The sequence below is a fragment of the Streptomyces sp. NPDC056948 genome (genome assembly GCF_042674225.1).
GTDB classification, from domain to species: domain Bacteria; phylum Actinomycetota; class Actinomycetes; order Streptomycetales; family Streptomycetaceae; genus Streptomyces; species Streptomyces purpurascens.
Window position 1 is genome coordinate 17,986 of record NZ_JBHUQX010000025.1, and the last position, 21,098, is coordinate 39,083.

Sequence of the window (21,098 nt, forward strand, 5' to 3'; positions counted from 1 at the left end):
CGAGCAAGCGCCAGAGCGGGCACCTGTTGTCTCTGCTGGACGCGGAGCCGTTCAGGCCACGCAGCCGAGATCAAGATCCGGGCCATTCCCTGACCAGGTCGCCGCCCATCGCTGATCGCGGTTTCCTTTTTACAGGTCCTTGCGAACGCCAGTACTCCAGCCGTAGATCGTGATCTCGATAGTGAGGGGCACCGAGGCCAGCGTGGATCATCTCGCCCGAGATCGCCCACGCCGTCATGGGCGTCGGCTCCTTCTTCGTCTACCCGAGTTCACCGAGACGGAGGGCGTCCCGTATCTCGCTGAGCTTCGCCGTCGTTGCCGGGGTCCGCTCCTGCGCTTGTTCAGCGAGTCGGAGGGCGTCGTCAATCTCGCTGAGCTTCGCCGAGGACAGGACGGCCGCCCGCTCTATCAGGTCGTCCCGTGACACAGTGGTCAGCCACGTGCAAGGGGTGAAGCCTGGACGCGGGAACGCGAGCCGCAGCACGCCTTCGAACGGCAGTCCTTCACCGGCGCCCACCATCACTTCGACGCCCAGACCGCTGATGTCGACGCCCGCCGGAGCAACGACCTGCATCACCCGGATCCCAGACGTGTCCTCTCCCGACAGCAGTACGACCAACCTCCGCTCGTCGAACTGAACCCACCAGACTTCGCCACGTTGCACAAGTCCTCCAAATGCAGGACGGCAGACAGACGCTGCGCGACCCTGACTCGCTGTGGAGACGGGCGCGGCCACTGTTGATCATCGGTGTGTGAAGACAAACGATCATGCGGTGGCCGCAGGTCACAGCGTAGACCCTGCCCGCTGGCAGGAAGCGTTCGAGGGCCTGATGGCCCAGATCGCGGGCCGGTTCGCACGGGTCGAACCCCGACGTCGGGTCGGGCGGTTGGTGCTCGGGCTGCTGTCGGACCTGCCGCGCAAGAACTGCTGGACCATCGCCGAGTGGGCCGGGGACAAAACCCCGGACGGCATGCAGCACCTGCTTGGGCGGGCCAAGTGGGACGCCGACCAGGTCCGCGACGACGTGCGCGCCTACGTAGTCGAGCATTTGCACGACTACGAGGCACTCCTGGTTGTCGACGAGACCGGCGACGTGAAGAAGGGCACCGACACCGTCGGTGTCCAGCGGCAGTACACCGGCACCGCGGGCAGGATCGAGAACGCCCAGGTCGCCGTCTATCTGGTCTACGCCGGCCGCCGCGGGCACGCCGCGGCGGACCGGGAACTGTACGTTCCGCGTTCCTGGACCTCCGACCCCGACCGCTGCCGGGCAGCCGGCCTTGGCGACAAGACGGAGTTCGCGACCGAGCCGGAGCTGGCCGCTCGCATGGTCACCCGATTCCTCGACGCCGGCCACCGGGCCGCCTGGGTCGCGGGAGACGAGGTCTACGGCGGCAACCCGAGGCTGCACGCCGCGCGCCGAAGTCGAAGCCGAACAAGCCCTCGCCCGCGGCGAGCACCTCCTTGCCCTCACCACCCACCACCAGCACCACTTGACGGGCCCGGCCGCCGGAGAGGCATCTGTCCGTCTGAGGACCTTCCACGGCCACACCGGATTCCCCGGCACCGTCGTGACCGATACCCGCCGTCTGCGCCGCGTCCTCACCCGCCACGACCCAGAGGTCTACCCCGACTGTATTCAACCCCGAAAAGGCCCTGTGCCGCCCCCGCGCCGCACCCGGTGAGCGCCTTCGGCCCGCCGTCCTGGACTGCCGCCCCCTGGACTGCCACAGCGTCGCCCTCACCCCTGACAACATCAGTGCTCTCACCACCGAAGCCGACCGTCTCCAGGCCGAGACCCGCGCCCGTCCCGCGCTTCCGCCCTCCTGCTCGCCAGCCCCGAACGCCGCCGCGACGCGATCCGTCACTTCCTCGCCACGAACACCCAGGGCACACCATAACCCCGCACCGCAGGCCGCTGCCCAGCCGCCAGGATGTCCGCAACGACATCGACACGATCACCAGCGAGACCGGCCGTGTGCCGAGCGTCCTCGCACTCGCCACCCGGTTCCAGCTCGCCCACACAACCTTCCGCCGCAACTACCCAGACATCTGCGACGAACTGACCCGCTCCCCGGGCGCCTCACGCAGCAGCAACCGCGCCGCCGACGCCTTCAGCAGGCTCAAGACCGACAACGACCGACTGCGACGCGCCAACCGCCATCTGACCGAGCAGCCCGACCTCGCCATCGCCGCGATCCAGCGGCTCAGCGTCGACAACGACCGCTTGCGCACCTCCCTGAACGACGCGCGGGCCGTCACCCCCCCCTGCCCTGCCAGCCAAACGACGAGCCGGGGTGCGAGTCTTGTGGGGCGGCCGACGCACGCAGCACCGTGGCTTCGTCTAGTGCCCTTGTGATGGCTCTTGTTGGGGTCGGCGGATCACCTTGGAGGCCGGGCAGGCGCGTCTAGAGTGCGGTCCGGTCCGTCCTCCTCAGGGCCTGATGCGTGCCTGTTCCAGAGCGGTACGGATCTCCTTGGCGCCGGCCGGCTTGCCGGGGTCGAGTGGCCAGGGCAGTCGGCGGTCGGCCAGGTAGGGCAGGACGTAGGCGGGGCTGCCTCCCTGGACGCGCCAGCTTTGCGCGGTGGTGCCGGCGTCGACGGTGTCGTAGCCGAGGCGGTCGAGGAGGGCGGTGACGGACTTCTTGGCCGCGTGGTCGTCGCCGGAGAGGGGGAGGGCGCTGCGGTCGGGGGCTGTGGCGGGGCGGGCGAGGGCGAGGAGGTGTTCGAAGTAGATGGTGTTGAACGCCTTGACCGTCCGGGCGCCCGGCACGTACCGCTGGAACAACTCTCCCGCGGTGAGACTGCCCGTCTCCAGTTCGGCGACGACGCCGTCGCGCTGTCGGAAGTAGTTGTTCGTGTCGATGACGGTCTTCCCGGCGAGGGCGTCGGCGGGCAGGTGGGGCACGGCGCTGAAGGGGACGGAGACGACCGTCCAGTCGCCGGCCGCGGCGGCTTCCGCCGGAGTGGCTGCGCGTGCCCGGGGGCCGAGGCGGTCGGTGAGGCTTCGCAGGGTCTGGGGGCCGCGTGAGTTGCTGAGGACTACGTCGATACCTGCGTTGATGGCCAGGCGGGCGACTGCGCCGCCGATGTTGCCGCTTCCGATGATGCCGAGGGTGTCGGTCATTGCTTTTCCTTGAGTGGTGCTGGGTCTGCGGTGTTTGGGCGCACCCGTTGCCCACGGGCCGTGGGGAGTCGCGGCCCGCGGGCGCGGGGCGGTGGGGTGGGGTGGGGTGTTCGTCAGTGGGGTTGTGCGGGGGTGTCAGTGGCCGGCTGCGAGTCGTGCTGCCAGGGCCTTGCCGTAGCTCGCGTAGCGTTCCTGTGTCTGGGCCCGGCGCGGGCCCAGGAACTGCTCGGCGGCTGTGCCTGTGATCTCCTCGGATTCCGTGAGGCGCGTTCCGCCGTCATGCGGCTCGAGGACGTAGGAGTGCAGTGCCATGAGAACGTCCGGGATGCCGCCCCGCCATGCGAAGTGTCGCGGTGCCTCGTAGTGGACGACCGTGAAGGCGTATTCCCCGTCGGCCTCGCCTCCGCTGGTTATCCGGGTTCGCAGTTCGGTGCCGGCCTGGATGTCGGTGGGAGCATCGACGTAACTCAGCCCGGGGTGCCACTGGGCGTATCCGGCGAGGTCGGTCAGGACCCTCCACACCTCCTCAGGAGGTGCGGGGATGTCGGTGACCACGCTGACGACGGGATCGAGAGGCATGGTCCTCAGGCCTCCCTGCGGTTTTCCAGGACGACCTTGCCCCGTACGTGGCCGCCGGCCAGCAGCTGCTGGGCCTGTGCTGCCTGGTCGAGGGGGAAGGCCCGGTCGATGTGGACGGTGAGCTTGCCCTCCTCGGCGAGTTCCACCAGCCGGGTCAGGTCGTCGCCGTCGAGGTAGAGGTAGACGTCGATGGTCCCCGGGTACTCGGTGGTGGACCGGGTGATGGAGGCGACCCGCGCCCCGAGGGCGGCGATGTCCTTCGTCGTGGACAGGGAGCCCCGCCCCGCGGTGTCCAGGACCGCGTCGACCCCGTCCGGGGCGATCTTCCGCACCTGCTCGACGAGTTCGTCGCCGTAGCGCACCGGTGTCGCGCCCAGGGAGGCGATGAACTCCTCGCTGGCCTCGGAGCCCGTCCCGATCACCCGCGCGCCCCGCGCGACGGCGATCTGGACGGCAAGGTGTCCCACGCCGCCCGCCGCACCGTGCACCAGCACGGTGTCGCCCGCGGTCACCTCAAGGCTGCGCACGATCGCCTGGTAAGCGGTGAGGCCGGCGACGGGCAGCCCGGCGGCCTGGGCCCAGCTCAGGTTCCTCGGCTTGCGCACCAGCTGACGCGGTTCGGCCGCGATCTTCTCGGCGTAGGTGCCGTAGTGCATGGCCTGGCCGCGGACGAACCCGATCACCTCGTCGCCCGGTCGGAAGCCGGTCGTCGCGGCTCCGGCCTGCTCGATGACTCCGGACACGTCCCACCCCGGGGTCACCGGGAAGAAGGAGTCCACGAGGGGGTCCGCGGCTCCGCTCTGGAACGCCAGGTCCGCCGGGTTGAGGGCCGCCGCCTCGATCCTCACCAGAACGAGATCGGCGAACATCTTCGGATCCGGAACCTCGGCGACCTCAAGAACCTCGGGCCCACCGAAACTCTGGTACTGAACAGCCTTCATCACTCCAACTTTCATATCTGCGGTTCGCGGTAAGCACCTCAACCCACTGCTGTCCGGGAGGCGCACGCTCTAGCTGACCAGGCGATGAAGGGCGGAGCAATGACAGTCTGAGCATGGGGTTATACCTTGGATGCATGAATCAGCTGGAGACCCGGGAACTCGCCTACTTCGTGGCCGTGGCCGAGACGCTGCACTTCGGGCAGGCCGCGGAGAACCTCGGCATCACCCAGCCGCCCCTCTCTCGGGCCATCGCCCACCTGGAGAGGCGCGTGGGCGTCTCCCTGCTGAAACGCACCACGCGGCAGGTGACGCTGACCGCCGCGGGCGAGGTCTTCCTGGCCGAGTGCCGCACGCTCCTGGCGGCGATGGACACCGCCGTACGCAAGGCGCGCAAAGCCGCCGACCGGCAACAGGTCACCATCGCGGTACGGCCCGCCGCCGGCCCCGGCGTCCTGCCCGCCTTGCTCGACGCCGGCGCACAGGGCCCGGACGGCGTGCTCACCGACGTCGTGTTCACCTACGACGAGATCGGCGCTCTGCGGGACGGGACCGCGGACGTCGCCCTCATGTGCCAGTCGGTTGCCGTCCCCGGTCTCGAACTGATGGAGCTCGGCCTGGAGCACCCCGTCGTCCTGCTCCCGCCGGACCACCCGCTGACCGAGCGCCCGCTTCTGACCCTCACCGAGGTGGAGGCGCTGCCGGGCTACGAGGCGCAGCTGCCGAACGAGGCGCTGGACACCATGGTCGACCGCGTCGCGCTCGGACAGCTCGTGGTCGTCGTCGGCGAAAGCGTCCGTGACCGCCTCGGCGGGACGGTTCGGGCCGTGCCCGTCCAGGGCTACCCGGCCACCCAGCTGGTGCTGGCCTGGCTCCCGGACGCCCGCCCGGCCGCGTCGCGCCTCACCGCGGCCGCCCACGACATGCTGGCGCGGCGTGAGCCGCGACCGTCTGAGTCGGGGAGCGCGGACCTCGACGGAACGCTGGCTCACGCGGACAGCGGTCAGCAAGAAGGGCAGCGGGCGGCGACGCCGTTCGCTGACAAGACGAACCCCGTAGGTCAGCCCGCCGCGTGAACGGTCCAGCCGGCCGGGGGCGGGCCGAAACTGTCCCGTGGACAGGGCAGTTCTGCCGACCGACGGCCTCTACTTCCCCTGCGATCGCGGACCTCTTCGTAACCATCTATACGCGGCGGCTGCGCACCGCTCACAGGGAAGGACCGTCCGCACGGGAACACATGCGTGGTGGGCGGCCACTCACCGAGCCGGCCGCCGCCTCGGCCAGCATCAGCCCGGCCGTCGCGGGGCGGGATGTCCAGGAACGTCACCCTGGCCGCACTCGTACGGCTGTGGGTTGTAGCCCGGGCTGCTGCGTATCCATGCCACGCGTCGGGCCACGGACTCCCGGTCACCCACGGCCTCGTGGCGCTGATCGTTCGCGTCCGCCTTCTTGATGGATCCGTAAGAGTAGTGATCTTCATCCATGCTCGCCTGAGCTTGTCTCTTAACCTCTGGTGGCTGGGTGTCCCAGTTTGCTATTGAGTGCTCCGGTTGGCCGACGTGACGTTCACCGGCACGGTACGGCGACGGGCCAGCACCGTGTCGGTGGGATATGGGCCGTCTGGCGAGGTTGTCGGTGATCGGTAGGCGATGTGTCGGTGGACGCTGGAACCGTGGGTGTCGAGTTACCCGGCAAGCAGCCGCAGCCGTCTTCACCAGCAAGGGAGTCCCGTCGTATGTCGTCCGCATCCTCCACCCCGCCCTGGAATGTCCAACGGCTGCCGCGTGCCTATGGCAGCGCCTTTCTGGTCACCGGCGGCAACGCCGGCATCGGGTACTTCGTCGCGGAGCAGTTGTCGGCAACCGGAGCGACCGTCGTGCTCGGCAGCCGGAGTCCCGCGAAGGCCGAGGTCGCGATGGCCTCGATCCGTGCGCATGTCCCCGACGCGCGGGTGCGGGCCGTACGGCTGGACCTCGCAGACCTCTCGTCGCTGCAGGCAGTGGTGGAATCACTGGAGGTGGACTGCCTCGACGCGGTGGTCCACAACGCCGGCGTCGCGCTCGATGACCCGCCGCGCAAGGAGACGAGGGACGGTCACGAGCTCATGTTCGGCACGAACCACCTCGGGCACTTCGCGTTGACCCAGTGGCTGATGCCGCTGCTGTCGGCTGCACCGGCGGCCCGCGTCGTGACCGTGGGCAGCTTCGCGGCGAAGTCGGAGCGACTGAACTTGGACGACTTGCAGTCCCGGAAGGACTACGAGCCCAAGCGTACTTACGGACGTTCCAAGTTGGCGCAGATGTACTTTGGTGTCGAACTCGACCGCCGCCTGCACACTGTCGGCAGCACGGTGGCGAGCGTGGTGGTCCATCCCGGCGGCGCGCTGGACTCCCTCACCCCGTCACGGCCGCCCATCCATGTGCGGACTACTGGCGCCCGGCTGAGCACGGCACCTGCAGCCCTCCTCGTCCAGGGCAAGCATGCCGGCGCGTGGCCTGCGGTCCGGGCGGTGCTCGACCCGGCCGTGCGGGGAGGCCAGATGTGGGGACCGCGCGTATTCGGCCTGCGCGGCGAGCCCCGACGTGAAACGGTGTGGAACCACCTCGCCGACACCTCCGTCGCGGCACGGTTGTGGGACACAAGCTGTGACATGACCGGCGTTGACCCCGGTGCCATCCCCGGATAGTCCCAGGCACGAGCGCCCTGGCAAACAAGCACCCTCAGGCTGGCCCGACTGCGGCACTCGAGTACATACCTGGCCTCGAACATCGAGCCGTAAGCGCTCACTCGTCTGAACTGCTTTGGACGGCCATATCGAGGCGCAGATCCACGGACCGGTCAGGTTCGACCGTGCTGTCGAGGCACTGGTGCTGGATCCCAGCTATCGCGGCACAGTGGTCGAAACAAGATCATCGGAGATGCCGCCCGCACAAGCCGCTATGCCCTCCAGGGTCTCAAGAAGGTCTGGCACTGCCTAGCACGCTGTGGACAGCGCTGCGCACCATCTACTGGGAACTGACCTGCGACATCGGAGTGGCCAGTCGCATCACCGGCAACGGGGGCTCCGAATCCTCTGACGTGATTGCCGGTCAGGGTGAGTGCAGGTCAGGCCCACGATGTCACTGGCGTGAACGAACTGTCCTGCCGGTACGGATCACCCCAGGCGCCGAGCCACCAGGCAGCAGCAACACAGGAATGAGCACAGCACCACGATCCCATCGTTGGCTGCGTGAGGCCGTGCTGATGTGCGGTCAGTCCGGTCACTCTCAGAACTCGCCCGTGCGGGCCACCTCGTAGACGAGGCGGCGCAGCCACACATGGGCGGGATCGTCGGTGCGGCTGCCGTGCCAGATCGAGCTGACGGTGTATGTGGGCATCGGCAGGGGCGGCGGGGAGGTCGCCAGGCCCAAGGTGTCGGCGTATGCGGTGGCCGCGTGGGCGGGGAGAGTGGCCAGGGCGGGCAGGGTGGCGAGCTGTAGGGCGGCTCCGGTGAAGTGGGTGGTGGAGGCGATCACCCGGCGGTCGAGGCCGCGTGCTTCCAGGAGGTCGTCGACGATGCCGCGTCTGCCGTCGTAGGAGATCAGCAGGTGGGGGTGGGCCAGGTAGTCGTCCAGGGTGAGGGGGACCTCGAGCGGCAGCAGGCGCGGGTTGAAGAGGCAGGTGTAGCCGGAGGTGAACAGGCCGCGGCTGCGGTGTTCGGCGCCGTACGCGGGGGCGGCGGCCACACCGAGGTCCGCCTCGCCGCGGTCGATCATGCCGGCGACGGTGTTCCGGCTGGCCTGCCGTACGGCGAGCCGGATGCCCGGCAGTGCGGCCGTGGCGTGCAGCAGGCGAGGCAGCAGCGCCGTTTCCAGGTCGTCGGACATGCCCAGGGTGAAAGTGTGCCGGGCGGTGGCCGGGTCAAAGCGGTCCCTGTCGGTCACGGCGCCGTGGATCAGGCCGAGGGCCGGCTCGATACGACGGGCCAGCTCGACGGCGCGGGGTGTGGGTTCCACTCCGGTGCGGGTGCGGGTGAACAATTCGTCGTCGAAGAGCCCGCGCAGCCTGCCGAGGGCTGCACTGGCCGCGCCCTGGCTCATATGCAGGGCGACGGCGGCCCGGGTGACGCTGCGCTCGCGCATCAGAGCGGCGAAGACGACCAGCAGATTGAGGTCTGCCTTCCGGAATTCAGTTTCATAGATGTCGATCATCGCGAAGATTGGTTGGCTGAATGCATGACCTCCTTTCTACCGTCGAGGCATGAACTCCGCCTCAGCTGAGCCACGCCATGCCATGACCGTCGCCGTCGTCCAGGCCGCCGCCCCGCTGTTCGACACGCCGGCCGCCCTGACCCGGGCCGAAGAACTCATCCGCGAGGCCGCCGACCGGGGTGCCGAGGTCGTCGTACTCCCCGAGGCGTTCCTCGGCGGCTACCCCAAGGGACTGGACTTCGGCATCACGGTCGGCAGCCGCACCCCGGCCGGCCGCGACCTGTTCCGCCGCTACCACGCCGCGGCCATCGACATCCCCGGCCCGGAGGCCGACGCCCTGGCCGCGGTCACCCGCGAGCTGCGCTGCCACGCCGTGGTCGGCGCGGTCGAACGCCAGGGCGGCACGCTGTACTGCGTCGCGCTCTTCTTCGGCCCCGACGGCTACCTCGGCCTGCACCGCAAGCTGATGCCGACGGCCGCCGAGCGCTACCTGTGGGGCCAGGGCGACGGCTCCACCCTCCCCGCCGTCGATACGGGCACCGCCCGCCTCGGCGCGGCCATCTGCTGGGAGAACTACATGCCGCTCTTCCGCACAGCGATGTACGCCAAGGGCGTGGACCTGTGGTGCGCACCGACCGTCGACGACCGCGACGCCTGGCAGGCCACCATGCGGCACATCGCCCTGGAAGGCCGCTGCTTCGTCCTCAGCGCCAACCAGTACCTGCGCCGCGCCGCCTTCCCAGCCGACCTCCACCCCATCCAGGGTGACGCACCGGACACGGTCCTGATCGGCGGTGGCTCCGTCATCGTCTCCCCGCTCGGCGAGGTCCTGGCCGGGCCGCTGCGCGACGGCGAGGGCATCCTGACCGCCGAACTCGACCTCGACGACCTCGCCCGTGCCCGCTTCGACCTCGACACCACCGGCCACTACGCCCGCCCCGACGTCTTCACCCTCCACGTCGACGAATCCCCCCACGCCACCGTCACCAGCGGCCGGCCGACCTCACAACAGTTGTGAAGAACCCCTCCGGCGCCCCCGGCGGTGTAGCTGATAGGTCACGACCTGCTGGATCATGCTCGGCGTAGTCCTGCAACTCGCCCCACGAGGCGAACAGCACGAGTTCGGGGTGGGAGGTGCGCCTTCCGTCCTTAAGGTCTCGGGCAGCGAGAGCCAGCGCAACCAGCGTTTGCCCGCACCACGTCGATCCGGCCCAGGTCGTTCTCACTGGTGGCACTGGACATTCGGGAACCTCTGAAAGCTAAAGGCAAGGGATCCCCGGCATAGCCGGGATACGCGGCCGACCGGCCCGGACTCGTTACAGAGCCGGCCAGCGGGCGGACGAAGAGGAGTGCGACCCCGCCCTGCGGGGGTGGCCACCACGCCCGCCCCGGGCCGAGGTCGGCATGACGGTGACCACGACCGACGACAAGGTCAGCCCCTGGCTGGAGGTCCGCGCCCCGCCCGCCTCCCGCCGGTTGCGCACCCTCACCGAACTGCACGCGGCCGACTTGCCCGCCTTCGCCTTCGCCGTACCGCTGCCGCGCAGTACGGCACCGAGGGGCCGAATCCCTCATTGCACGCATCGCATCGTGAAGATCCCCCTACCTGAACTCCGCTCTGCGTTGGTGCAGCACGCGGCTTGAAGCCTCCCTCCGAAGGGCCACACCCTTCTTCGTCCGAGCAGCATCGCTCCAGACCGCTCTCCCGCATCGAACTCTCCTTCGCGATCAGGACGCGCAGCCGCACCCAACCGCCTTCGGCCGGCAGGGCCTCCGGACGCTCGCACTCTTCACCCCCACCAGAGCGCTGGTCAGCCACCTCAACTGGGTATCGAACATCGACACTGGCCGTCTTCCAAGTAGCCCTCATCACCGCTGGGGCACGGACCAGTTCGAGAGGCCGAGCACCGTCACCACAGTCGCGGCCGCATCACGCCCCACACAGGCTCTCTGGCAGGCGCCCCATCCACGCTTTCGGAGGTGACCCCCGCGACCCGCCCCTTGTATACTTGCGTGATATTCGGAAGCGTGTTTGCGATTATCGGAAGTAGTCGTGGCTGACTCGACGCTCACCCTGGCGCACGACGTCAACGCCGCAACAAGGAGGCAGCATGAGTATGTGGATCAGCGCGACGTTCATGCGCGGAGGTACCAGCAAGGGTGTCTTCTTCGACGAGAGCGCCCTACCTGGCCCCGGACCGGAGAGGGACCGCATCTTCACGGGCACCCTCGGCTCGCCCGACCCGTTCGGACGCCAGCTGGACGGTATGGGCGGTGGTATCTCGTCCCTGTCCAAGGTCGTGAGCGTCGCCGCGTCTCAGCGCGCTGACGCCGACCTGGAGTACACCTTCGGACAGGTAGCCGTCGACGAGGCCGTCGTCGACTACTCCGGCAACTGCGGCAACCTCTCTTCCGCGGTCGTCCCGTTCGCACTGCTGGCCGGCATCATCACGATCGACACCGACGGTCCGGCTCGCGTCGTAGTGCACAACACGAACACCGACAAGCTCATCGTCGTCCGCCTGCACGTCACCGACGGGCTCGCGGACACCACCGGCGACTTCGCGCTCCCCGGCGTGGCCGGCACCGGCTCGCCCATCGAGCTGCAGTACCTCAACCCTGGCGGCTCCAAGACCGGCACCGTCCTGCCCACCGGCAAGCCCGTCGACGTCCTCGACCTCGGAGACCGTGCCATCGAGGCGTCCCTGGTCGACGCCGCCAACCCGATGGTGTTCGTCGACGCGGCCGACCTCGGCCTGACGGGCACCGAGACACCCCAGGACCTTGATGCCGACCCCGCCGTCATGGCGCTGCTCGACCGCATCCGGCGTGTCGCAGCCGTCGCGATGGGACTGTGCAGCACCCCCGAGGACGCGCCACTGGCCGTTCCGAAGGTCGCCATGGTCGCCGCTCCCACCGACACGGTGCTCCTCGACGGCACACCAGTCCCGTCTGAGGACTGCGACATCATTACCCGCACCGTGTCCATGGAACTGGTGCACCGCGCCATCCCCGGCACGGCCGCCCTGTGCGCGTCCACCGCCGCCAACATCCCCGGAACCGTCGTCGAACGGCTCTCCAGCGGCACCGGCACCGAGCTGCGCGTTGCCACCCCCTCCGGCGTCGTGGCCTCCGGTGCCGAGGTGACGATCGACGCCGGAGTCCCCACGGTGGCCGGCGCCTCCCTGTTCCGCACCGCCCGCGCGCTCATGCGCGGTCAGGTCGCGATCGAGCTGTGAACGCCGTCCCGGTCGGCACCCCGGACGGCCCGCTCACTGCGGGAGGCGCACCCGACGCCGTCCGGGAGGCGCTCGCCCCGTGCGGGGTGCTGCGCGCCGTCATCAACCTCGGTAACCCCGTCCTCGCACAGGGGGACCCGGCCGACCCGCGCGGCGTCAGCGTCGGCATCGCCCGGCAGCTGGCGGCCTGGCTCGGCGCCCCGCTCGAGATGGTGTCCGTCCCTGCGGCCCGCGACGCCTACGCTGAAATTACTGCCGGCCGGGTGGACGTCTGTTTCCTGGCCATTGAACCCGCCCGCGAGGAAGGGGTCGCCTTCACCGCCCCCTACGCGCTCATCGAAGGCGTCTACATCGTCAAGGCCGACTCGACGCTCACCACCACGCGCGACGTCGACGCCGCAGGTGTGCGGGTCGGTGTGCGGACCGGGTCGGCTTACGATTTGTTCCTGACGCGCACCATCACCGCGGCCGATGTCGTCCGCGGACCCGAGGTCCCCGAGGTTTTCGAGGACGAGCAGCTCGAGGTCTGCGCCGGCATCCGACAGCCGCTCACCGCCTACGCCGTCGAACACGGGCATCGAGTCCTCGAGCCGCCGTTCATGGAGATCCGGCAGGCGGTCGGGCTGCGCCGCGGTACAGCCGGCGGGGTACTGGACGCCGTCGCGGCCCAGGTCGAGCTCCTCAAGTCCAGCGGGTTCATCGCTTCAGAGCTGGAGCGAAGCGGTGTCCAGGCGGCCGTCGCTCCGCCTGCCCGCCGGCCCGGCCGTCACGGCTGAGCTCCGCTGGCCATGGCCCACCGGCAAACACTTCCACAGCCATTCACGACCTGTTGACCCCCGTTTTGGGGCGTGGTCTACTACACGCGATATCCGGAAGTGCACTTGCGATTATCGGAAGTGGCCGGGAGTTCAGAAAGTACCGCGCGGCGGTCAGCAGAGGTGCCGTCGGCGGAACCCATCGGAGATCCCATGGACGTTAAGTTCGACCACCTGGCAACAGGCCCCCTGCTGCTCATCTGCGTAGGCGCCATCGCTGCCCTGCTGTTCTTGATCCTCAAGGTCAAGATGCACGCCGTCGTGGCGCTCACGATCGTGAGTCTCGGCACCGCCTTCGTCGCCCGCATCCCCAACGCCGAGATCATGGACGTGCTCCTGGGCGGTCTCGGCGAAACGCTCGGCGACATCGCTCTCCTCATCGCCTTCGGCGTGATGTTCGCGCGGCTCATCGAGTTCAGCGGCGGCACGAAGGTCCTCGTGGACGCACTCGTCGACAAGCTCGGCGAGAAGCGCGCACCCCTCGCCCTCGGAATCGCATCCCTCGTGTTCGGCATCCCGATTTTCTTCGACGCCGCGTTCCTGGTGATGCTCCCGCTGTACCTGGGCGTCGCCCGCCGCCTCGGCGGCAGCATGCTGCTCTACGTCCTCGGCCCGACCGCGGCGCTGTCAATGATGCACATGATGATGCCGCCCCACCCCGGTGTCACCACCGCCAGCGTGCTGCTGGGAGCCGATATCGGCCTGGTCATGCTGTTCGGACTCGCCGTAGGCGCACTCGGCTGGTACTTCGGTGGACACCTGCTCGGAGCGTGGATGGGCCGCCGCCTGGTGCTCCCCATCCCCGAAGCCTTCTCCGGCGGTCCCCAGGTCGACGAGCCGTACACCCCCGCGAACCGGGCGGACTCGCACACCCCGGGTGAGACCGACGGCACCGGCGGCTCCCCGGCCGCTCCCGCGGCGAGCGGCTCGGGCGGCACGGCTACTGACGTCAAGACCCGTGTGGCACCCGCCGCCAAGGCCCCGAGCGTCCCCACCCTGCTCGCCCTCATCTGCCTGCCGCTCGTGCTCATCCTCCTCAACACCGGATCGACCATGCTGGCCAGGGTCGGCGTCTTCGACGAGGACGCAGCATGGGTGGCGTTGCTGCAGGTCATCGGCTCCACGTCCATAGCCCTGCTCATCACGGTCGTGACCGCCTGCTACGTCCTCGGAGCACGCCGAGGCGCCGCCGCCGTGCTGCTCGAGGACATGATGGACAGCTCACTGAAGCCCATCGCCTCCGTCCTCCTCGTCGTCGGCGCCGGCGGCATGTTCGCCGCCGTCCTGGAGACCAGCGGCATCGGCGACGCCCTCGCCGGCACCATCGACGCCAGCGGACTCCCGCTCCCGGCTGCCCTGTTCCTGATCTGCGCCATCATGAGCGCCGCAGTCGGCAGCACCACGGTGTCCGTCACCACCGCCGCCGGCCTGATGGGCAGCGCCGTCGCCGCCGCCGACCTCAACCCGGTCCAGCTCGCCGCACTGGTGCTCGTCATGGCCGGCGGCTCCGGAATCCTCCCGCACGTCAACGACGCAGGGTTCTGGCTGATGAGCCGCCTCCTGGGCATGACGGTCACCGAGACCCTCAAGACCTGGACCGTCGTCAAGACCATGATCGGCGTCTACGCGGCCCTGTTCGCCAGCGTCATCTACGTCATCGCCAGCCTCTGAACGCAACGGAGCCACCCGTGCCTGTCGTCATGATCCACCGCTCCTCCCGCGAGGACACGACCGCCCTCGCGGCAGCGCAGGACCTCAGCCGCGAACGCGGCGACCTCCTCATCGTCCTGGCCACCGGCTCAGGAAGCCGCGCCGAGAAAGCCCCCGACATCGAGCACCGCGCCTTCGAGGACCGGCTGAAGCACCAGCTGGACCCCGACACCCAGTGGCAGGCCGCGCTCATCTCGCCCGGAGAGGATGCCGTCGACGCTCTCATCGAGCACGTCCACACCCTGCAGCCCTCCACCGTGGTCGTCGGTACCCGCCACCGCTCCACCGTCGGCAAGTTGCTCTTCGGGCACGACCTGCAACGCCTCCTCATGGACATCGAGGTCCCCATCCTGCTCGTGAAGCCGATGAGGCAGGGCAGTCGCTAGCCCACGGCGGGCCAGCGATAACAAAGGGCAAGATTCCCTGAGACCTTCCAGGTCCGACCAAGAACTTCGAATGGGCCTCGCCCAAGGGGAAGAAGGAGTGGTAGATGACGACGTCACCGAGTGCGGGCGGTTCCCTCACGGCCGACCGGGCGCTCAAGGTGCTGCAGGAGGTCGTCCTTGACGACCGGCCTGTCCTCCTCGACGAACTAGCGGCCCGCGTGGGTCTGAGCCGCACCGTCACCTACCGGCTGGTGCGCTCCCTGGAGAACGCCGGATACATCGAACGCGACTCTCGCCAAGGCGGCTACACCATCGCCGCCACGTTCGTCTCGATGAGCGTGCGGACCGCGAACCGCTTCAACGCCGGACGGCGCCTGCGCCCAGCCATGGACGAGATCGTCAAGGTCACGGGCGAAACGGTGTCCTTCCACGTCCGTAACGGCATGCAGCGAGTCGCGGTCGAGGTGGCCGAAGGCGTGCACTCCATCCGCCGTGTCATCCCGGTCGGCGAGGTGCTCCCGCTGTGCTCGGGCGAGTCAGGGCGAGTACTTTGCTCCGGCCTCTCTGACGCCGACCTCGAGACGCTGCTCCAAGAGGCCGAGGGAACCAGCCACGACATGCACAACTTCCGCGAGGACACCGCAGTCGTGCGTGAGACCGGGTACTTCCTCGCCGTCGGCCTGCGCACCCCCGACGTCGGCGCGATCTCCTTCGCCGTCCCCGGCCCTGCGGGAGCCCTGGGAGCACTCACCGTATCCGGGCCCGCACACCGCTGGACCGCGGCGGAGATGAAAGCCGCCGCCCCACGAATCCTGGAAATCCTGAAAGCCAACACCATCACCACGACGAGCCCGGCCAACGGCGGCTCCTGAAAAGAACAAGGAACAACGTGCGCAACTACGAGTCAGACGACCACCCCTACTCCGAGGTTCGTCTCGACAACGGCATCGCCTATGTCTCAGGCATCCTGCCCTACGACACGGACGGCACCATCATCCAGGACCGAGACCGGGCCCCCGAAGCCGTCATCAGCCAGCTGGCCAAGCGCCTCGACGGTGTCGGCCTGACGCTGAACGACGTCGTGAAGACCACCGTCTTCGTCACCGACATCAGCTGGCGCGACGACACCAACCGCGCCTACCTCGCAGCATTCACCAGCCCCATGCCGGCCCGGACGGTCGTGGAAGTCCGCAACCTGCCGCGCGACGCACCCATCGAGGTGGAGGCCGTCGCCCACCGCTGAGCCGACCGCTGATTTGGAACGGCCGATGATGTGACGGGTGCCCCCCGTCATCTTCTTCGAGGTCCTGCAAGAGGGCCGATGGCCTCCGGGCCCGGCATGACTGTGTCCCCCTGTCGAAGGCGTGACCTGTGGTGGCGTCACCGGGCCCGAGAGGTGCCGTCAGACACGCTGGTGGGCCAGATGTCCGGCCACCGTCCGGTCCGGTGCAACGCCGGGCAGTTCGGGGACGGCAGGTCTGCATGACCTGGATGCGCGAGAACGACACCGATCCCCAGGCCAGTCGAACCAAGGGAGTTGAGACCTCCCCTCGAGCAAGGACACCTGGAGACTGAGGCCTGAGAGGCTTCAGAGGAGGTAATGCCAGGTGGGGAGCAAGTACACGAAGTGGCAATCGGAGGAGTACAAGCAGGACGCGATCGAGTTCGTCCGGGCGGACAGTGACCGATGTCGCCCGCGCACTCGGAAGACGAACGTGATGCCTTGGACGAGAACGATGTCGAGGAGTCGAACGCGACGTCGCGCGCGTGGGAGGGATCGCCCGCCGCGATAGCGTCCACGATCTTGCGATGCTCAGCGAGAGCGAGCTCGCGCCTCTGGGTGCGGTTGGTGTAGCGACGCTAGCGCAGCATCTGGTTGACGACCTGCTCGTGGAGCCGGATGGCTTACGAGTTGGCGGCAATCTCGTGGATGCGGCTATGGATGGCCTTGCCGGCGTTAATGGCGTCGTCGGCGAGGTTGACCAGAGCGGCGTTGCGTTCGACGTGCGCCTCGAGGCCGGCGATCGCCGGCAGTGCGATCTTGCAGGCCTGGGGACCCCATGAGACCCAAGCGCAAGGGGGCGTGACGCCTGTCGTCACACACCAGTTGGACGGATCGATAGGCGCGCCATCCCACGGAAGCGAATGCGCCCCATGAAGACATCCACGACGGCGCGTATCCGGTGGCTCGACGAGAACGTGGCCCTGCCGCTGATGCTCGGCGGCACGGCGCGCCGGGCGGCCGTCGAGCAGGCCCGGCAGTGGTTCGGGCGGATTGTTGACTACTCTCCACCTGTCCTCCCCGCACGGGTGGAGAACGCACTGTCAGCCGTGGAGGACGCAGCTGATCCTGACGATGGGAAGGGGGAGCTCTCAGCATCTTCACCGATTGCGATCACGCGTCCGATGTCAGGCCGCCAGGCCGTTCCACCGGCGGCAGCCAGCTGGGGAGTCCTCTCCGGCCGAAAGGAATGTCACGTGGCAGCACCCGCTCCGCATGGTGTGCCGAGCAGCCCCGAAGCCAGTTCGATACCACCCGCGCTGGCCGAACCGCTACGGAAGGATCTCGAGGCCGTTGCGGACGAGGTGGTACAGGCGATACTCGAGCACGTCCCCGAGTATGCCGGGCCCTACACACGAAAACTCCGAGCCGTCGCGGTCGAGGCGCTGACGCTCTTCGTCGATCTGATCGCCGACCCCCAGAGTCAAGGTGACGCCGCCTCCGCGAGGTACCACGCATTGGGGCGGGCCATGGCCAAAGGAGACCGCAGCTTGGATGCACTGCAGTCGGCGCTGCGTGTCGGGGGGATGCAGGCCTGGCGCCGACTGAGCCGCACGGCGGAGGGACTGGGGCTGGGCTCGGCGGTGGTTTCCGCGCTCGGCGAGCTGGCGTTGCACACGGCGCACGAAGTGGCGGAAGCGGCAGCCCGGGGGCATGCCGAGGAACAACTGTGCAGTTCGGACCAGTTGGAACGAAACCGACGCCGTCTGTTCGGCCTGCTGCTGGGCGATGGTCCGGTGTCACCGGAGGCGGTGCATGACCTGGCGCATGCCGCACGCTGGCCGGTCCCCCGGCAGGTCGCGGTGGTCGCACTCGCGTCGTCGCCGGACATACGGGAGGAGACGTGGCCACTGACCGTCTCTGACGTCCTCGTGGACATGGAGTCGCGGCCACCCCGCATGCTGGTGCCGGATCCGCACAGCCAGAGCCACTTCGCCAGGCGGGCTTTCGCACTGGCCATACGCGATCGCCCGGCCGCGATCGGTCCCACGGTGTCCCTGACACAGGCGGCACGGTCCTTGCAGTGGGCCACGCGCGCGCTCGGGCTGATGGGCCGTGGGATTCTGCCCCGGCAGGGAGTCGTGCGCTGTGTGGACCACCTGTCAACGCTCCTGCTGCACAGCGACGAGCCGCTGCTCGGCGAACTGCGGTCGCATGTGCTCGCTCCGTTGGACACGGTCTCGGCAGGACAGCGCTCGCGGCACGCCGAGACGCTGCTGGCGTGGCTGCTCAGCGGCAGCAACGTGCCCGACGTCGCCGCCCGTCTCCACCTGCACCCGCAAACGGTCCGCTATCGCCTGCGTCAGCTCAGGCAGCTCTTCGGTGACGCGCTGGACGAGCCGGACACCCGCCTCGACCTGATCCTCGCCCTGCGCGCCGAATCACTATGTGAGCCGGATCCGTCCGGTCGGTGAGTCCCGAGTTGATTTCCTGACCCTTGCCGCGTCGGGACTCCCGCACGTCTTCACCCCAAGGGGCCGCCTCGTGAAACGCCGGTCCGGCCGACCCGCGGACGACCGGATACAGCGCGCGAGACGGCAGACCGGTGAGGGAGGAGAAGCGTGACCGAGACCAGCAACACCCGGCAAAGCGAAGGTGAAGCGCACGAGCCGCGGCGGAGCCGCCTGCACCGCCTGATGCGCTTCATCCCCCTGATCGCCCCCGTTCTGCTGTAGGCCGTGCCCTGCTGGGTGCTCCTGCACAGCGGCCAGCACTGGCCACCGCCCGTCACGCTGCTTGGCACGGCCCTGTTCGCCCTCGGTCTCCTAGGTATGCCGCTCGCGATGGCACGCGGCCACGGCCGGCGCCAGCAGGACCGGGCGGCGATCGTCGGTGACACCCTGCTGGGCGCCGGCTGGGTCCTGTTCACCTGGTCCGTTCTGCTCGGCGTCCTGTTGCGGCTCGCCCTGACCGCGGCCGGCGTCGGCGAGAGTCAGGACCGCGCCAGAATCGCCACCTGGTCCGTCCTCGGCATAACCGCCGTACTGCTCGTCCGGGGGTATGCCGAGGCCCGCCGTGTGCCGCGCGTACGCCGACTCGACGTGCAACTCCCGCGACTGGGTGCCGGGTTGGACGGCACCCGCGTCGTCCTCATCACCGACACCCACTACGGCCCACTCGATCGCGCCCGCTGGTCGGCGAAGGTGCGGGAGACGGTGAACACGCTGGCCGATGTCAAGGTCCCCGGCACCTACCTCAACGACGTGGCTCCGACCCGCGACGCGGCTTGGTCCGGCTTGCACAGCGGGGTGCTGACCGCTTCCTAGAGGTGCCGGCGAGGAAGCGCGCGACCCCCTCACCACGCCATGCGCTTGCTTCGGCAAACGGTTACCGGAACGTAACCCAACCGGCGTTACCGGCGGTAACTAACGGTGCTAGTTTTTCGCGCAACCACGCAATGCAGCAGCACGAGGAGTGAGCTGTGAGCCGTTACCGAAGCCGTCCGCGTTCCACCTCCAACCGTCTGGCCGCAGCCTCGCTCGCCACTGTGGTCTGCGTCTGCGTCGGCGCGACCACGGCCGACGCCACCGCGACCGACACCGACCCCGTCGTGTCCCGAGGGGTCGGCATCCCGGCCTTCTACACCCCGCCCACCCAACTGCCCGCCGCCAACGGCGCCTTGATCCGGCACGAGCCCCTCTCCCTGGGGCTCTCGCTGCCCGGCCTCGACGGCCGCCCCCTGCCAGGCACCGCCACCCGGCTGATGTACAAGTCCACCGACTCCGACGGCCAGGCCGTCGCGGTGACCGGCGCCTACATCGAGCCGTCGGCGAAGTGGGCGGGCGACGGGCCCCGCCCGCTGGTGGCGGTGGCCTCGGGGACCATGGGCCAGGGCGATCAGTGTGCGCCCTCGCTCGCCTTGCAGCGCCCGCTCACCGTCAGCGGACAGACCTTGTCCGTCGGCTACGACAACATGGCGATCTACCGTCTGCTCGCCACCGGAGCGGCCGTCGTCGTCACCGACTACGTCGGCCTGGGCGCCACCGATCGTCTGCACACCTACGTCAACCGCCTGGACGAGGGGCACGCGGTGCTGGACGCCGTCCGTGCGGCGCGCGCTCTGCCCGGCACGTCCGTCACCTCCCGCTCCCCCGTCGGCCTGTACGGGTACAGCGAGGGCGGCGGAGCCACCGCGGCGGCGGCCGAACTCCAGCCCACCTACGCGCCCGAACTCCCATTGGCCGGCACCTACGCCGGCGCGCCGCCCGCCGACCTGACCGCCGTCATGAAGGGGATCGACGGCAGCGTTCTGGCCGCTGCCCTGGGCTGGGCGATCAACGGCTTCGTCCAGGCGTACCCCGACATGCGGGACGCCGCCGAGGCGAACCTCAACGACGCCGGGCGCAAGGCGCTCGCCGACACGTCGACCATGTGCGTCGGCGACGCAATGGTCGGCTACGGCTTCTCGCGGAGCAGCGCGTGGACGAACAGTGGCAAGTCCGTCGCCGAGATCATCGCCGCCGATCCGCGTGCGCAGGCCATCCTCGACGAACAGCGCATCGGGACGCTCAAGCCGAACGGCCCGGTCCGGGTGGCCACCGGCATCCAGGACGACATCGTTCCGCACGCCCAGGCCCGCCAACTGGCCGTGGACTGGTGCCGCAAGGGCGGCAACGTCACCTACCAAGCCGTCGACCTGCCCAACCTCGGCGACAAGATCCTCACCAACCACCTGGCCCCCCTCATCACCGATCAGGGAACGGCGATCTCCTGGCTCACCGACCGCCTGAAGGGCAAGCCGACCACGTCCAACTGCGGGACCATGCCCTTCCAGCGCTGACCGAGTCATCCGGCGGCCCGGCCGCCCCGTGGGCCGCCCACTCGGCCGTTC

Annotated in this window: 19 protein-coding genes and 2 pseudogenes; 16 read left to right on the forward strand and 5 right to left on the reverse strand. The window is 69.0% G+C overall.

Features of this window, described 5'->3' with window-relative positions:
• Positions 1 to 259: 259 nt before the first annotated feature.
• Positions 260 to 664, reverse strand: coding sequence for a type II toxin-antitoxin system PemK/MazF family toxin (locus ACFTZL_RS05495; protein WP_382578588.1), 405 nt, complete (start codon positions 662 to 664; stop codon positions 260 to 262).
• A 166-nt stretch (positions 665 to 830) separates the two neighbouring features.
• Between ACFTZL_RS05495 and ACFTZL_RS05500 the strand changes: the two genes are divergently transcribed.
• Positions 831 to 2,360: an IS701 family transposase gene (locus tag ACFTZL_RS05500; protein WP_382578636.1), complete on the forward strand. Its 1,530-nt coding sequence runs from the start codon at positions 831 to 833 to the stop codon at positions 2,358 to 2,360.
• A 75-nt stretch (positions 2,361 to 2,435) separates the two neighbouring features.
• On the opposite strand, the gene ACFTZL_RS05505 is transcribed toward ACFTZL_RS05500, so the two are convergent.
• The 3 genes from ACFTZL_RS05505 to ACFTZL_RS05515 form a co-directional block, all read right to left on the reverse strand.
• Positions 2,436 to 3,128, reverse strand: a complete 693-nt coding sequence (locus ACFTZL_RS05505; RefSeq protein ID WP_382578591.1) for an NADPH-dependent F420 reductase — start codon at positions 3,126 to 3,128, stop codon at positions 2,436 to 2,438.
• A gap of 135 nt (positions 3,129 to 3,263) precedes the next feature.
• A complete protein-coding gene (locus ACFTZL_RS05510) occupies positions 3,264 to 3,707 on the reverse strand; it encodes an SRPBCC domain-containing protein (protein WP_382578594.1) in 444 nt (147 codons plus the stop codon).
• Positions 3,708 to 3,712: 5 nt separating this feature from the next.
• Positions 3,713 to 4,648 carry an NADP-dependent oxidoreductase gene (locus tag ACFTZL_RS05515; RefSeq protein ID WP_382578597.1) on the reverse strand — a complete coding sequence of 312 codons (936 nt, stop codon included), beginning with the start codon at positions 4,646 to 4,648 and terminating at the stop codon, positions 3,713 to 3,715.
• A gap of 134 nt (positions 4,649 to 4,782) precedes the next feature.
• On the opposite strand from ACFTZL_RS05515, the gene ACFTZL_RS05520 reads away from it, so the two are divergent.
• The 3 genes and pseudogenes from ACFTZL_RS05520 to ACFTZL_RS05530 all read left to right on the forward strand — a co-directional run.
• A complete protein-coding gene (locus ACFTZL_RS05520; RefSeq protein ID WP_382578600.1) occupies positions 4,783 to 5,721 on the forward strand; it encodes a LysR family transcriptional regulator in 939 nt (312 codons plus the stop codon).
• Between the two features lie 659 nt (positions 5,722 to 6,380).
• Complete coding sequence (locus ACFTZL_RS05525) at positions 6,381 to 7,331, forward strand: SDR family NAD(P)-dependent oxidoreductase (protein WP_382578638.1); 951 nt, start codon at positions 6,381 to 6,383, stop codon at positions 7,329 to 7,331.
• Positions 7,332 to 7,443: 112 nt separating this feature from the next.
• A pseudogene (locus ACFTZL_RS05530) lies at positions 7,444 to 7,664 on the forward strand (DUF3626 domain-containing protein); the annotation flags it as partial.
• A gap of 247 nt (positions 7,665 to 7,911) precedes the next feature.
• On the opposite strand, the gene ACFTZL_RS05535 reads toward ACFTZL_RS05530, so the two are convergent.
• Positions 7,912 to 8,835 (reverse strand): LysR family transcriptional regulator, encoded by a 924-nt coding sequence (locus ACFTZL_RS05535; protein WP_382578603.1) that lies wholly within the window; start codon positions 8,833 to 8,835, stop codon positions 7,912 to 7,914.
• Between the two features lie 49 nt (positions 8,836 to 8,884).
• Here ACFTZL_RS05535 and ACFTZL_RS05540 point away from each other — a divergent pair, with 49 nt between their 5' ends.
• The 12 genes and pseudogenes from ACFTZL_RS05540 to ACFTZL_RS05595 all read left to right on the forward strand — a co-directional run bounded on the left by ACFTZL_RS05540 (position 8,885) and on the right by ACFTZL_RS05595 (position 21,047).
• A complete protein-coding gene (locus ACFTZL_RS05540) occupies positions 8,885 to 9,853 on the forward strand; it encodes a nitrilase-related carbon-nitrogen hydrolase (RefSeq protein ID WP_382578606.1) in 969 nt (322 codons plus the stop codon).
• Positions 9,854 to 10,239: 386 nt separating this feature from the next.
• Positions 10,240 to 10,479 (forward strand): hypothetical protein, encoded by a 240-nt coding sequence (locus ACFTZL_RS05545; protein ID WP_382578609.1) that lies wholly within the window; start codon positions 10,240 to 10,242, stop codon positions 10,477 to 10,479.
• Positions 10,480 to 10,946: 467 nt separating this feature from the next.
• Complete coding sequence (locus tag ACFTZL_RS05550; RefSeq protein WP_382578612.1) at positions 10,947 to 12,074, forward strand: 2-methylaconitate cis-trans isomerase PrpF family protein; 1,128 nt, start codon at positions 10,947 to 10,949, stop codon at positions 12,072 to 12,074.
• The gene (locus ACFTZL_RS05555; protein ID WP_382578614.1) at positions 12,071 to 12,850 is read left to right on the forward strand and encodes a transporter substrate-binding domain-containing protein; all 780 of its coding nucleotides are present in this window, start codon (positions 12,071 to 12,073) and stop codon (positions 12,848 to 12,850) included. The genes ACFTZL_RS05550 and ACFTZL_RS05555 overlap by 4 nt, the downstream gene beginning before the upstream one ends.
• A 192-nt stretch (positions 12,851 to 13,042) precedes the next feature.
• Positions 13,043 to 14,560, forward strand: a complete 1,518-nt coding sequence (locus tag ACFTZL_RS05560) for a GntP family permease (protein ID WP_382578617.1) — start codon at positions 13,043 to 13,045, stop codon at positions 14,558 to 14,560.
• 17 nt (positions 14,561 to 14,577) lie between these two features.
• Positions 14,578 to 14,985 (forward strand): universal stress protein, encoded by a 408-nt coding sequence (locus ACFTZL_RS05565; protein ID WP_382578620.1) that lies wholly within the window; start codon positions 14,578 to 14,580, stop codon positions 14,983 to 14,985.
• 104 nt (positions 14,986 to 15,089) lie between these two features.
• Positions 15,090 to 15,857 (forward strand): IclR family transcriptional regulator, encoded by a 768-nt coding sequence (locus tag ACFTZL_RS05570; RefSeq protein WP_382578623.1) that lies wholly within the window; start codon positions 15,090 to 15,092, stop codon positions 15,855 to 15,857.
• Positions 15,858 to 15,874: 17 nt separating this feature from the next.
• Positions 15,875 to 16,228 (forward strand): RidA family protein, encoded by a 354-nt coding sequence (locus ACFTZL_RS05575; RefSeq protein ID WP_382578626.1) that lies wholly within the window; start codon positions 15,875 to 15,877, stop codon positions 16,226 to 16,228.
• 566 nt (positions 16,229 to 16,794) lie between these two features.
• Positions 16,795 to 17,049, forward strand: coding sequence for a hypothetical protein (locus tag ACFTZL_RS05580; RefSeq protein WP_382578627.1), 255 nt, complete (start codon positions 16,795 to 16,797; stop codon positions 17,047 to 17,049).
• Positions 17,050 to 17,463: 414 nt separating this feature from the next.
• Entirely contained in the window at positions 17,464 to 18,681 is a 1,218-nt protein-coding gene (locus tag ACFTZL_RS05585; protein ID WP_382578640.1) for a PucR family transcriptional regulator, read from the forward strand.
• A gap of 147 nt (positions 18,682 to 18,828) precedes the next feature.
• Positions 18,829 to 19,434 (forward strand): annotated as a pseudogene (locus tag ACFTZL_RS05590) (metallophosphoesterase); the annotation flags it as partial.
• Between the two features lie 254 nt (positions 19,435 to 19,688).
• Positions 19,689 to 21,047: a lipase family protein gene (locus tag ACFTZL_RS05595; protein ID WP_382578630.1), complete on the forward strand. Its 1,359-nt coding sequence runs from the start codon at positions 19,689 to 19,691 to the stop codon at positions 21,045 to 21,047.
• The last annotated feature ends 51 nt before the right edge of the window (positions 21,048 to 21,098 follow it).